At 30.1% G+C, this 13,263-nt stretch carries 11 protein-coding genes; 10 read left to right on the top strand and 1 reads right to left on the bottom strand.

Going from position 1 to position 13,263, the window contains the following annotated elements; genetic code table 11:
* The 7 genes from AB8B90_RS11190 to AB8B90_RS11160 all read left to right on the top strand — a co-directional run.
* The coding region (locus AB8B90_RS11190; RefSeq protein ID WP_405336884.1) for a lipopolysaccharide biosynthesis protein at window positions 1-1,478 on the top strand (1,478 nt) is incomplete at its 5' end.
* Complete coding sequence (locus AB8B90_RS11185) at window positions 1,475-2,782, top strand: O-antigen ligase family protein (protein WP_405336882.1); 1,308 nt, start codon at window positions 1,475-1,477, stop codon at window positions 2,780-2,782. The genes AB8B90_RS11190 and AB8B90_RS11185, both read left to right, overlap by 4 nt.
* Window positions 2,779-3,879, top strand: a complete 1,101-nt coding sequence (locus AB8B90_RS11180; RefSeq protein ID WP_405336880.1) for a glycosyltransferase — start codon at window positions 2,779-2,781, stop codon at window positions 3,877-3,879. The genes AB8B90_RS11185 and AB8B90_RS11180 overlap by 4 nt, the downstream gene beginning before the upstream one ends.
* Window positions 3,879-4,940 carry a glycosyltransferase gene (locus AB8B90_RS11175; RefSeq protein ID WP_405336878.1) on the top strand — a complete coding sequence of 354 codons (1,062 nt, stop codon included), beginning with the start codon at window positions 3,879-3,881 and terminating at the stop codon, window positions 4,938-4,940. Before AB8B90_RS11180 ends, AB8B90_RS11175 begins: the two co-directional genes overlap by 1 nt.
* Window positions 4,937-6,088 carry a glycosyltransferase family 4 protein gene (locus tag AB8B90_RS11170; protein WP_405336876.1) on the top strand — a complete coding sequence of 384 codons (1,152 nt, stop codon included), beginning with the start codon at window positions 4,937-4,939 and terminating at the stop codon, window positions 6,086-6,088. The genes AB8B90_RS11175 and AB8B90_RS11170 overlap by 4 nt, the downstream gene beginning before the upstream one ends.
* A 2-nt stretch (window positions 6,089-6,090) precedes the next feature.
* Window positions 6,091-6,711, top strand: a complete 621-nt coding sequence (locus AB8B90_RS11165; RefSeq protein ID WP_405336887.1) for a sugar transferase — start codon at window positions 6,091-6,093, stop codon at window positions 6,709-6,711.
* A 4-nt stretch (window positions 6,712-6,715) separates the two neighbouring features.
* Window positions 6,716-7,747, top strand: a complete 1,032-nt coding sequence (locus tag AB8B90_RS11160) for an ATP-grasp domain-containing protein (RefSeq protein ID WP_405336874.1) — start codon at window positions 6,716-6,718, stop codon at window positions 7,745-7,747.
* Here the strand turns inward: AB8B90_RS11160 and AB8B90_RS11155 are convergent.
* Window positions 7,734-8,987, bottom strand: coding sequence for a GNAT family N-acetyltransferase (locus AB8B90_RS11155; RefSeq protein ID WP_405336872.1), 1,254 nt, complete (start codon window positions 8,985-8,987; stop codon window positions 7,734-7,736). The two genes, AB8B90_RS11160 and AB8B90_RS11155, sit on opposite strands and share 14 nt — an antisense overlap.
* 331 nt (window positions 8,988-9,318) lie before the next feature.
* Between AB8B90_RS11155 and AB8B90_RS11150 the strand changes: the two genes are divergently transcribed.
* Genes AB8B90_RS11150 through AB8B90_RS11140 form a run of 3 tightly spaced genes read left to right on the top strand, consistent with a single transcriptional unit; the run spans window position 9,319 to window position 13,164 of the window.
* Window positions 9,319-10,443, top strand: a complete 1,125-nt coding sequence (locus AB8B90_RS11150; protein ID WP_405336870.1) for a DegT/DnrJ/EryC1/StrS family aminotransferase — start codon at window positions 9,319-9,321, stop codon at window positions 10,441-10,443.
* Complete coding sequence (locus AB8B90_RS11145) at window positions 10,440-12,332, top strand: polysaccharide biosynthesis protein (protein WP_405336868.1); 1,893 nt, start codon at window positions 10,440-10,442, stop codon at window positions 12,330-12,332. Before AB8B90_RS11150 ends, AB8B90_RS11145 begins: the two co-directional genes overlap by 4 nt.
* 22 nt (window positions 12,333-12,354) lie before the next feature.
* Entirely contained in the window at window positions 12,355-13,164 is an 810-nt protein-coding gene (locus tag AB8B90_RS11140) for a polysaccharide biosynthesis/export family protein (protein ID WP_405336866.1), read from the top strand.
* Window positions 13,165-13,263 lie beyond the last annotated feature (99 nt).

Below are 13,263 nucleotides of genomic sequence, written 5' to 3'. Positions count from 1 at the left end.
GAATTAGAGGATTTACCTGGATGTTCTTTGGCAATTTATTTAATAAATTTTCTCATATTTTTATAATTGGAATTTTAGCAAGACTATTAACTCCAGAAGATTTTGGTATCATTGGTATCATTCTAATTTTTGTAAGTTTTTTTTTTTTTTTTACTCAAATGAGAATCGGAACTGCTCTTTTTCATAAAGAAGAAATAGACAAATCACACATCTCACTAGGTTATACATTATCAGTACTTATAGGTGTTTTTGTTTGTTTGCTATTTTATTTTATTGCACCTTATATAGGACAGTTTTTTAATCTTGATGGTTTAGAAGGTCCTATTCGGTTTTTTTCGTTTTTCTTTCCAATTAAAAGTATGAATAGTGTTTCAATTGCTCTTCTCCAAAGAGATTTAAAATTTGATGCACTTGTAAAAAGTAGCAGCCTCTCTTACCTCTTCGGTTACGGATTAACATCTATTACGTTTGCGCTTCTTGGTTATGGATATTGGTCATTAATTTATGGACAATTAGCTATTTTACTGGTTAATACAGTAATTCTACTTTTTTTTAAGACACCTTCTTTTTCTATCTTAAATAGCAAGAAAACCTATAAAGACTTATTGTTTTTTGGTTCAGGTTACGCTCTTGACACCTATATTAATTTTTTTGCTGATAATACAGACAATCTTATCATAGGAAAGGTTTTAGGGACGTCTAGCCTAGGAATTTATTCAAGAGCATTTCAATTATTTGCTTTGCCTGCAAGCTTTTTTGGAAGTATTTATGATAAGGTACTATTCCCTATCTTATCTAGCAAACAATCTGATACTGAAAAATTATCATCATTTTATATTTTCAGTAATTGCTTCTCTTTACTTATTTTATTACCAATATCTCTTATTTTATTATTTAATGCTGAATTGATCATTACAATATTACTTGGTAACAAATGGCTTGATGTAGTATTACCATTTCAGATATTGGTTATTGGCTTATTTATAAGGTTCGGTACGAAAATAAATAAGGCCTTTTTAAAATCATTAGGATTAGTTTATCAAGGTGTTTACTTTCAAACGATCTATGCTATTATGATGGCGAGCTTTTGCTTTATTGGTGTGAGATACTTTGGTATTGTTGGTGCTGCTGCTGGTGTCCTTTTGACAAACATTATAAATTATATTCAAGTATCATTTAAAATACAAACGCTATTAAATTATTCGTATTCATACTTCTTAAAGTTGCACTTAAGTGCATTTTTAAACTATTTCCCAATAATCCTTTTGATCGTAGGCGCTTTTTTGTTAGAATATAACGATAAGCTAATTGCCTTCGTATTAACTTTATTGATTATTTTGCCTCTATTAGTTATACCATTAAAAAACAAGAACAGTTTTTTTTACCAAAGCGCTAATATTGAAATGCTAAAACAAGTCATCAATAATTCACCAAGTGTTGTGAAAAAGGTCATATCTAAAATAAAAAGTGTTTTATGAAATCTGTCGTTTTTATAATCATTGCTTTTTTATTAGCAACAAATAATGTGTTCATAGATTTTAGAGTGGGCTCTTTAAGTATTGATAGACTTTTAGAGTTTTTATTCTTTGGTTTATTTTTAAACACATTTATCAAAGAGTTTTTTGCTAATGCATTCTTCAAAAAGTTTACTTTGTTTGTTGTATCATTAGCAATTGTTCAATTAATTTCAAACGCGCTTTTAGCTAGTTTTCATGGATTAGAAAGTATGATTTTACTTGAAGATTTGTTCAAATCTTTATCATTTATTGCATATTCTTTCCTGTTTTATCTAATAGTAAAAGAAGATTTATGGTATCTGAAATTTATAGTTTTTATTCATCTTTTAATCTGTTTATTTGCCTTATTACAGCATCCATTATCTCCGTTATCTTCAGAAATCCACGATATCAAATTACAGTTATATAGCAACATAGATCAAGAAGATGCTAGATCAATAAAATTAAAAAACCAAGAAACTCATATTGATTTTGGAGTGAGTAATAAGTTTAGATTATCTGGACCATTTGTATCTACAACTACGTTTTCTTACTTTTTAATGGTCACATTCTTATTTAATCTTTATCTCTATTTTAGAACCCACAAAAGAATATATGTTTTTACTACTGCTTTTGTTATTTTATGTAGTATTCTAACTCAAACAAGATCTTTAGTTATAGCTATAGCTATCATATTAATTGGGATTTTTATATTAATAAACAACTATAGTAGGTTCAATAATCTAAAAGTAATAAGTACTGTGATTTTACTTGTTACCTCACTAGTATTTATGAATAAATTTGATTCTTTCTTTGATGAAAACACAACTAGATTAACTAATTTGACTGAAAACCCTACTTCAACTGGTCGTCCGCTGTTGTGGTTAGCAGGCTTAAAGGCAGTTGCAAAACATCCTCTAGGCATAACAGATGCACAGTATAACACAGTTAAGCAAGACATGTCAAAACAATATGGAAAAAATGGTTTGGGTTATTTAAATTCACATAATGGATTGATAAATATTGGAATTAACTATTCTGCTATCGGCTATTTTATCATCTTTATGTTTTCCCTTTTTATCTTAAAATATACGCGGTTATTGAGTAAGAATTTCAAATCTTTATTTTATTTGTTTTTCATTGGGTATCTCATAAATATATTCTTTCACAATAATTTTATATTCATTTCTGATTATGATATTCTAATGGCTTTAATGCTAATTCCATTGCAATACATATACGAACAAGAACAATTAAACGAGACTAAAACAAATGAATTAATATGAAAAACAATCTCGTAAAAATAATGTTTGTTTTACCATCTCTAAAATCAGGAGGTGCAGAACGTGTAATATCCTTTATTGCATCAAACATAGATAAGTCAAAATTTAAAAGTATTCTTGTAGTTGTAGGCTTTGAAGATGATGCTGTTTATTCAACGGATGGTATTGAAGTACATTTTCTTAATTGTACAAGAGTTTTAAAATCTATCAACCCGCTGTTTCAGTTGATAAAAGAAGTAAAGCCCAATATCGTTTTAGGTTCAATAGCACATGTAAATAGAGTTTTAACCATGTTAAGTGCCTATTTTAGAAAAACTAAATTTATAGGTCGTGAAGCTAGTCTAGATCGTGTAATTACAGAATACACCTATAATAAAAAACGTATCAAATATTGGAAGTTTTACAAAAACTACTACAAACATTTAGATATGATTATTTGTCAATCTAAAGAGATGGCACAAAACCTACATGATCGATACTTTATTCCAGATGATAAACTTGCTATAATAAACAACCCAATTTCAGGAAATTTACCTGCTCGAAAAACACCAATCAATTCTGATAAAACTAGACAGCTAATTACCATTGGTAGAATGAGTGAAGAAAAAGGTCATAAACGCATTTTAGAAGCTCTATCCAAATTAAAGACTCCATTTCACTATACTATTGTTGGAAAAGGTCATTTAGAAACTCAAGTAATGGAAAAAGCCTCTGAGTTAGATTTATTAAAACACATCACACATATTCCATATACTAATGATGTTGCTAAGTATTTAGCAGAAAGTGACTTGTTCCTACAAGGTTCTTTTGTGGAAGGATTTCCAAATGCCTTATTGGAAAGTTGTGCAGTAGGAACTCCTGTCTTAGCTTTTAGAGCTCCAGGTGGAACTCAAGAAATTGTTGAAGATGATATCAATGGTTATCTGGCAGAAGATATTGATGATTACTTTAATAAAATTAACCATGCATTATATGATAAAGAATGGGATTCTGAAACAATACGTCATTCTGTATATTCAAAATTTAATCAAGAGCTTATATTATCAAAGTATGAAGCCATGTTTGAACGTTTACACCATTCAAATAAAATGTATTCGTAATGACGTTAGTTCATTTAATAACAGGCCTTGGAGGTGGTGGAGCTGAGCACATGGTTTTAGAATTATCTAAAACTGCTCAATCTCGTAAAACAAAGACCATTGTTATATCTATCACTAACTCAAATACCATTGAAAGTAAATTCATAGACAATCAAATTGAATATCACTTTTTAGGAATAAATTCACTAAAAAATTTCAAAAACGGTTTCGCTACTTTAAAGCATCTTATTAAAGATCAAAATGAAATTGTATTTCATTGTCACATGTTCCACTCTTGTATGTTGGGAATAATATTTAAACTATTTTATAAAAATATACCTATAGTCTTTACAATGCACACCAATAGTGTAAAGCAATTATATAGAAGGCTTTTATTGTTTTTTGCAAAACCATTTAGAAAATCTGATATTATATTTAGTGAAAATTCAAAAAAATGGTATTTAAAAAATAGTATTGTAATACCAAACGGTGTGGATTTTGAAAAATTTAAACTTTCAGAAACAAGAACCTATGATAAGGCTCAATCGTTTTCCTTTTTATTTTTAGGTCGATTATTCGAGCCAAAAAATCCTTTGTTTTTAGTAACATTAGCTAAAAGTTTAAAAGAATCTAAAATCCATAAATTTACTATCAATATTGTTGGTGATGGTCCAATGAAAAATCAACTAGAACTTGCAATAAAAAATGCAAATGTTTCTGATCATTTCGTTTTCCATGGGTTTAACAACAATGTTATCCCGTTTTTGCATCAATCTCATTGCTTAATTTTACCTTCACTCTGGGAAGGTATGCCAGTTACAATTATTGAATCTGCAGCTTCTAAGCTTCCAATAATTACAACACCTGTTGGAAGTATTCCAGACTTTTTAAATGAATCTAATGCTTTTGTTAGAAATCAAGACAATTTCCATAATGCAATGATTGAAGTCGTAAACAACTATGATACTGCAATAGCAAAAGCAAATAAACTATATAGTGAAATGGCTTCTGTTTTTAATATTGAAAACATTTACACTAAACATGAAACTATTTATAATTCTGTAAGCTCATCAAAATCATGAGACACAAACTCATTCGTATAACAACCGTTCCGTCCTCATTAAGAACCCTTTTGAAAGGACAACATCGCTTTATGAATAAGCATTATGAAGTTATTGGAATAGCTGCAGATGGTGATCCCTTAAAAGAAGTAATACAAAATGAAGGCATTAAGACACATGCTGTTGAAATGACCAGAACCATAACTCCAATAAAAGACCTAAAAGCAGTATTTCAGCTTTATAAATTCTTTAAAAAGGAACAACCATTTATCGTACACACCCATACGCCTAAAGCAGGAACAGTCGGTATGCTCGCTGCAAAATTAGCTGGTGTACCACATCGACTGCATACAATTGCTGGTTTGCCTTTACTTGAGATTACAGGAAATAAACGAAAGCTACTCAATATTGTAGAAAAGTTTACATATAAATGTTCGACGCTTGTACTTCCAAACTCTTTTGGACTAGAGCGCATTATTTTAGAAGAAAAATTCACGACATCAAAAAAAGTAAAAGTCATAGGAAATGGAAGTTCAAATGGAATCGACACCAAACATTATGATACGGCTTTAGTTTCCGAAGTAAAACAACAAGAACTTAAAAATAAATTAGAAATTACCAATAACGATATTGTATTCATTTTCATAGGCCGAATTGTGAAAGACAAAGGGATTAACGAGTTAGTTTCAGCTTTTAATTCTCTCTCAAAAAGACATTTAAATTCTAAACTACTTTTAGTGGGTTCAAGAGAGAATCACTTAGATCCATTATCACCAGAAACTGAGCAGATTATTAAAGATAACAATCAAATTATAGCTACAGGAGTCCAAAAAGATATTAGACCCTATGTTTCTATTTCACATGTATTAGCATTCCCTAGTTATCGTGAAGGTTTTCCAAATGTGGTATTACAAGCAAGTTGTATGGAATTGCCATGTATTGTTAGTAATATTAACGGTTGTAATGAAATTATTGAACATGATGTTAATGGATTAATTGTTCCTGTAAAAAATGATTCAGCACTAGAAGCGGCAATGCAATTTATGATTGATAATCCTGAGAAACGTATTGCAATGATTAAAAATTCTCGCTCAAGAATTATTGAGCGCTATAAACAGGAATTTGTGTGGAATGAAATTTTAAAACTTTATAAAACTTTTGAGTCATGAAGATTTACAAAAACTTTATAAAACGTCTTTTAGACCTTGTAAGTTCTACTATTGGATTCTTACTCGCCTCTCCTATTTTTATAATAGTGTGGGCTATATTATTAATAAAAAACAAAGGAAGCGCTTTCTTTTTTCAAGAACGACCTGGAAAAAATGAACGCATCTTTAAAATCATCAAGTTCAAAACCATGAATGATAAAAAAGATGCCAATGGAGAACTTCTTCCACCTGCAGAGCGACTTACAAAAACTGGTGTTTTTGTAAGAAAATATTCTTTAGATGAAATTCCACAATTATTAAATGTAATCAAAGGCGATATGAGTTTAATTGGTCCAAGACCTTTGCTTGTTAAATATTTGCCACGATACAACGATTTTCAAAAACAACGACATGACATAAGACCTGGAATTACAGGTTGGGCTCAAGTTAATGGTAGAAACGCCATCAGTTGGGAACAAAAATTTGAATACGATGTTTGGTATGTAAACCATCTTTCTTTCATGTTAGATATAAAAATTCTATTTTTAACCGTCTATAAAGTCTTTAAAAAAGATGGAATTTATAGTGTAGAAAATGATATTGTTCCTGATTTTATGGGAACTAAAAACAATCAAGACAATTAAATCTATGGCGCTTAACTTACTCTTTACTTGTGCTGGACGCAGAAACTATTTAATCAATTATTTTAAAGAAGCCATAAAAGGTCAAGGAAAAATCTTTGCTGCTGATATGAGCGATACTGCTCCTGCAATGGTTGATGCAGATGAGGCTATTATTGTCCCTAGTATATATGATGATCATTATATTTCTACTTTAAAAACGATTATCAATACACATAATATTAATGCTATTATTTCATTAAATGATTTAGAACTACCTATTCTTTCTAAACATAAATTAGATATTGAGTCTACTGGAGCTAAACTTATTGTATCTAGTGAAAACGTAATAGATATTGCTTTTGATAAAATAAAGACGTTTAATTTTATTCAAAATATAGGATTGAAAACACCTTTGACCTATACCACTTTAAATTCGGTTAAAACTGCTATATCAGAAGGCAAACTTGATTACCCTCTTGTTGTGAAACCGCGATGGGGAAGCGCTTCAATTGGAATTGATTTTCCAGAGACTGAAGCAGAATTAGACTTAGCTTTTCAACTTCAGCATATAAAATTGAAAAAATCTATTCTAAATACTGCAAGTGAACAAGATTTAGATAATGCTATTCTTATTCAAGAAAAAATGAATGGACAAGAATATGGTTTAGATATTGTTAATGATTTTGAAGGTCATTATTTCGGAACTTTTGTTAGAAAAAAATTGAACATGCGCTCTGGTGAAACTGATAAAGCGGTGTCTGTTATTGATGATAGATTTGAAAAACTTGGAAGAATTGTATCTGAAAACTTAAAGCATATTGGAAATTTAGATTGCGATGTTTTTGTTGCTAATGAAGAACTTTATCTTCTTGAGCTAAATCCAAGATTTGGAGGAGGTTATCCGTTTTCACATGAAGCAGGAGTTAATACATGCTCGACATACATTGAATGGTTAAAAAACAATAAAGATGTTAACCAATTTAATCAATATGTAGCTGGAAAACTGTTTTCAAAATGTGACAGAATGTTGGAAATAAAATCAGCTAAGCAAATGTGATTTTTTGTGCTTTTTTTGATCCAGAAATCACATACTGTTTTTCATCAGTAACAGCTCTGTATATTTTAATATTATCTATTGGCTCAGGATTTGCAAAAGCAAAAGTATACATAAACTGAAGCAAATGACTTGTAGCATCGTCTTCACAACTTATCTTCACATAATCTGAAGATGATTGATCAAATGCTTCGATTTTCTCAAATTTTAGAACTTGATTTGCACTTATATTAGAAGCTTCAGAACCACCAGTTAGCATAAATTTATACTTTCGGTACAACTCATTAACTTTTTTACGTCTTAAATACAATTTTAACTTAAAATACACTTCTGCATATTTAGCTTTCAGTATTGAGGATAGAGACTTTGAATCATAAATTAAGTGATAATCAAAATCATATGCAACATTACTCCACTTATGCTTATATTCAAAATCGCCTTTAGAAAAATCTGAAATTCTATAGTTATTTTCAAAACACCATTCTAATAATTTAATGATAGAGGTCTTACCAATACTAAACTTATAATAATCAGGATCAAAAACTGTAATAGTTTCAAATAACACATCCTCTGCATGAAAATTAAGTGTGATACCTATAGGTGTTTCATCATTATAAATTACCAGTAATGAGGATTTTTTTTCTTCTAACATGTTAAAAACCAATTCCTTATAATAATTCCATTTTTTAGGACTTAAATGGTGGTAATTGGTTTGTTTACCTGCAAAACGCTTACTTAAAAGGTTATGAAATTGTTCAAACAAAAGATCAAAATCTTTAGATGCAATTCCGTCATGAATAAATTCATAACGTATGTTAAAACATTGCTCTAGGCGTCTCATATTAGATCTAAACTCCCTTCTGTTTTTTGAACTAAACTGAGCGTTTATATAGTCATCTTGATTATCAAATCCTGAAATATCCATTAAAAAACCTTGGTACTGAAATAGCTTTTTTAATTTAAGTGAAGACCCAGAAGGTGGATTAAATTCTGCTATATTGAAATACTGCGGAACATCGTATAACAAAAAAGTCTTGCCTTTATAATCAGATTTTGAATAATCTAATTCATAGGAAATCCCTTTAGTCAAATTTCTAGCTGCATTTATATATATCCCATCTTTTGAGTTTTTTACAAACTTAACACCATTGATAAATTCAAAAGACTCAAGATCTTTATCTTCGTTGAAGTGTTTAGACCAAATGCTCTCAAAGGTTGAAGATGTAAAAGGATTTTGATTCATAAATACGATAAAATAGTCGTCCTTATTTTCGGCAAATGTAATATTTTGAATGGATTATTTTAATTTTTTTAGAAAAAACATTCATTACAGTTTTTTTATCTAGATAAGTTATAAAAATTGATTAATTCAAATCTGTATTTTAAATATCAAATAGTTAATTATTTACTTGTATATCGTAAAAACCTGCCATTTATCGTGATAATTTGGTTGGTAAATGTGTATTAATGCATCTTTATCTCGAATGTTTGGTTGTAAACTTAAACTTTCAAACCCAAATCCCTCACTTAACACTAATATTGAATAGTAATATAATTACTTAACAATTTTGATTATGGAATCTAAAATATGGTTGTCATCACCTCACATGGGTGGTAATGAACAAGCTTATGTAAACAATGCCTTTGAAACTAATTGGATTGCTCCTCTCGGACCTCATGTCAATGGTTTTGAAAACGATATACAAAATTACCTTCAAGATAATAGTTTAGTTGCTGCTCTCAGTTCTGGAACTGCAGCACTTCATCTTGCCCTATTACTTTTAGAAGTCAAACAGGGTGACGAAGTTATTTGTCAAAGTAAAACATTTTCGGCGTCAGCCAATCCAATCGTCTATCAAGGCGCAACTCCAATTTTTGTTGATAGCGAAGCTGACACATGGAACATGTCTCCAGAAATGTTAGAGACTGCTATTCAAGATCGAATAAAAAAAGGTAAAAAGCCTAAAGCAATTATTGCTGTACACTTATATGGAATGCCATATAAAGCGGCCGAAATTCATGCTATTTCAAAATCTTATAATATTCCAATTATAGAAGATAGCGCAGAAGCACTTGGCAGCACATACAAGAACAAGAAATGTGGGACTTTTGGCGATATTGCAATACTTTCATTCAATGGAAATAAAATAATAACAACTTCTGGAGGAGGTGCTTTAGTGACAAAAGATGATACTATAAAGCAAAAAGCTATATTCTTAGCTACACAGGCAAGAGAAAATGCTGTAGAATATCACCATAAATCTATTGGTTATAATTACAGACTTTCTAATGTTTTAGCAGGAATTGGAAGAGGACAAATGGAAGTCCTTGAAGATCGAGTAAATGCTAGGCGTAAAAACTATGAAATTTATACTCAAAACTTATCTGAAATAGATGAAATATCTTTTTTAAATGAGCCAAAAGGCTTTTATTCAAATCGTTGGCTAAGTTGCATATTAACACCATCTGAAACTATACGAGAAGGTTTAAGGAAAAAACTGTTAGAATTCAATATTGAATCAAGACCACTTTGGAAACCTATGCACCAACAACCCGTTTTTAGCGCTTCACCTAGCTATTTAAACGGCATTTCGGATGAATTATTCGAAAAAGGCTTATGTTTGCCTAGTGGCTCGAACTTAACTGAAAATGAATTGAGTAGAGTTATTTCTGCAATAAAAGCGTATTTTAGAGCATGATTAAACGTAGACTTCAAAATATATCGCAAAAATATGCCTCCAGATGGATGGTGATGTTATTCGACCTTATCGTTGTTTCATTTACGTTTATCATTGCCTACATCATTCGTTTTAACTTCAAAATAGATTTTGATGTTCTTGTCATGTTTAAACAAATACCTTTTGTTTTTCTTGCAGGTTTTATTAGCTTTTTACTAGTTGGTTCATACAAAGGTGTGGTAAGATTTACAGGATTTAAAGATGTTGTAAATATTATCATTGGAGTAAACATATTAGCTACCATTCTAATTGTTACTACTTTTTTTAGTAGAAAATTGAACTACGATAGCATCTTTAATATTTCAGGATCTGTGATTTACATTCATTTGATGCTAAATATTTTGTTTTTAATTGGTTTAAAACTTTTTGTAAAATCGATGTATAATCACGTTATGCAAGATTTTAAGAACAAAAAAAGAGTCATGATTTATGGTGCTGGAAACTCTGGTATGCTAACTTATGACGCCATTACAAATGACCCAAAAAACAGTCATGAAATCATCGGTTTTATCGACGATAATGACCGTAAAATTGGAAAAAAAATCAACACACTATATGTATACAGTTTACAAAAAATAACCTCAAATTTAATAGAAAAACAAGATCTTGAAGAAGTTGTTATTTCTATTCAAAACATTGAACCTTCAAGGCTTCTTGAAATTTCAAGTATACTCTTTGAATTGGGTCTAAAAGTTAAAATAGTTCCTCCTGTTCAAACATGGATTGATGGCGATTTAAGTGTTGGACAAATTAAGGATGTAAACATTGAAGATCTTCTAGGAAGAGAACCTATAACTATTATTAATCCTGCATTAGTTCATCAATACGAAAATCAAATCATTTTTGTTACTGGAGCAGCAGGATCAATTGGTAGCGAAATTGCTAGAAAAGCTACTAATTATGCTTATAAAAAGTTAGTCCTTATAGATACTGCAGAATCCGCATTATATGAACTCCAACAAGAATTTGTTAGAGATGGAATTAAAAACTTTATAGCAATTGTAGCTGATGTAAGAGATAAAAAACGAATGGAACATCTGTTCGGTATTTATCGTCCAAATATTGTGTTTCACGCAGCAGCTTATAAACATGTTCCTTTAATGGAAAACAATCCATATGAAGCAGTAAGTGTAAATATTGGTGGAACAAGAAATATGGCAAACTTGTCTGTTAAACATGGTGTTAATAAATTCGTGCTTATTTCTACTGATAAAGCTGTCAACCCTACCAATGTTATGGGTGCTACTAAACGTATTGCTGAACTTTATGTAAATTGCTTACAAGGCAAAGGTCAAACTAAATTCATTACGACTCGCTTTGGAAATGTGTTGGGTTCAAATGGATCTGTAATTCCATTATTTAAGAAACAAATAGATTCTGGAGGCCCTTTAACAGTAACTCATCAGGATATTACAAGATATTTCATGACTATCTCAGAAGCCTGTCAATTAGTTTTAGAAGCAGCTACAATGGGTAATGGTGGAGAAATATTTGTGTTTGATATGGGAGAATCTGTTAAAATATTTGACTTAGCAAAAAACATGATTATTTTATCTGGATTACGCTATCCTGAAGACATAGACATAAAGATAACTGGATTAAGACCAGGTGAAAAAATTTACGAAGAACTTTTAGCAGACGGAGAAAAAACGAGACAAACCTATCATGAGAAAATTATGATTGCAAAAACGAAACAGATAGATGCTGATGATATATCTCAAAAAATAGCAAATTTATGTTTAGTTAACTCAAAAGTTCAAAACTTAGAAGTTGTTTCACTTATTAAACATATCTTACCAGAGTATATCTCTAATAATTCAAAATTTGAAGTTTTAGACTCAAAAAAATAAATTGCTCCTAAACCAATAAACTATGCATAAATCATTCAACTTAAAACATTCAATTAAACTTTTAACAATCTTTAGTTTTGTTATAATGTCTTCTTGTGCAACAAGAAAAGAACTTGTTTATTTTCAAGATGAACCCTTAGGTCCAGAAAGCAAATTAGATAATATGTTCGAATTAACATACAAAACTAATGACATCCTAACCATTGATATTTCATCTATTGAACCAGCTGCAGTCATGCCTTTTAATTTAGCATCAGTTTCATATGCTAATAACAATAATAATGCTGGAAATGATTTAAATGCAAACGGCAACCTTTTGAGACAAACGTATTTAGTTGATCCAAAAGGTAATATTGAATTTCCTGTTTTAGGCACTTTAAAAATTGGTGGACTAACCAGAGCTCAAGCAACTGACATGCTTAAAGAGCAACTAAGAGAATATGTAAAAGATGCTATAGTCAATATTAGACTTATCAATTTTACGGTTACTGTTTTGGGCGAAGTAAACAGACCAGGAACATTTACAGTACAAGATGAACGTATTTCATTAGCTGAAGCCTTAGGATTAGCTGGTGATCTAACAATATATGGTAAAAGAGAAAATGTATTTTTAATCCGCGAAGTAGGCGGACAAAAAAAATACGCTAAGCTTGATTTAACTTCAGTAAACGTTCTTAATTCACCAGTATATTATCTTTCTCAGAATGATGTCATTTATGTTGAACCTAACAATTCAAAAATTAAAACTTCAAACTACAATCCGAATACTGGAGTATTAATTTCTGCTATTTCTACTCTTGCGACTATTGTTGCAATTTTTGCATTCAGATAAATAAAAAGCCACTAAATTAAATATTATGTCTAAAAACGACCTTTCAAATAAAGACAACATTATAGATATAGTTGAATTATACTTATCTAAATGGAAGCT

Source organism: Psychroserpens sp., from assembly GCF_045105015.1.
Lineage (GTDB): Bacteria > Bacteroidota > Bacteroidia > Flavobacteriales > Flavobacteriaceae > Psychroserpens.
Note: the sequence above shows the minus strand (reverse complement) of the source record. Positions and strands in the feature narration are given on the sequence as shown.